Source organism: Vibrio sp. 10N.261.52.A1 (assembly GCF_002876325.1).
Lineage (GTDB): Bacteria > Pseudomonadota > Gammaproteobacteria > Enterobacterales > Vibrionaceae > Vibrio > Vibrio chagasii.
Window position 1 is genome coordinate 1 of record NZ_MCYD01000309.1, and the last position, 798, is coordinate 798.

1 pseudogene is annotated in these 798 nt (G+C 39.6%); it reads right to left on the bottom strand.

Going from position 1 to position 798, the window contains the following annotated elements:
- A pseudogene (locus BCT81_RS03800) lies at nucleotides 1–645 on the bottom strand (hypothetical protein); the annotation flags it as partial.
- Nucleotides 646–798 lie beyond the last annotated feature (153 nt).

The window sequence follows — 798 nt, forward strand, 5'->3', positions numbered from 1 at the left end:
AACTACGCCTGTGTCAGATAAATAGATAACCATGTCATCCAGATCTTTGTCCAGATTTATAAGTTGATTTATCTCATCCTTAATAGATTCCACTCGCTTAGTGAAATCCTGACTGTTTTTATCCATATCCAGTGAGGAAACAATACTTCTCGCAAAAAGGTGCGCTGATTTGGCATCTTCGGATGAGTTTTTCAATGTCACATAGTCCTGACTTAACGTTTTGTGCTCAAAGCCAAGTATGTTGGCCAACTCTTCTATGGTTTTGTTCTGAGCAAAAGCTATGGTTGTAAAAGGAGATGCTACCGAGCTGGTGCTTTTTGCAAGCAGTTCAAAATTCTGCTTTATCGTGCCACCAGTGTCGCTGTCTCGAGTTTTACCGACAATGGCTTTCACAATTACATCGAATTCTGTATCAGTGCTCGGAATAGCTATGCGGCCGTTTTCATCGGTGAGCTGACTCAACTTTTCAGTTACATCTGCTTTGCCATTCTGGTTTCGATCGACATATACCTCCGCACCAATCAGATATCCGTCGATGGCAGTCAATGTTTTTTGTGGTAATGGATTAGACTCTTCTGAATCACCACACGCAGAAAGTAAACTTGCCACAATGGCTACCGCAAGCGTTCGTTTTGGAAGTTGCATACTTATTCCTTATAAGACTGAAAAAATGAAAAATATACGAATCTGCCAAATTTGAAATCAGTAAAAAATACTGGGAAGTCACTTTTTGAATGCAGAACAATCATCAATCACACCAAGAATTCACTGTGTGAATGTATAGATATGGTAAAATAC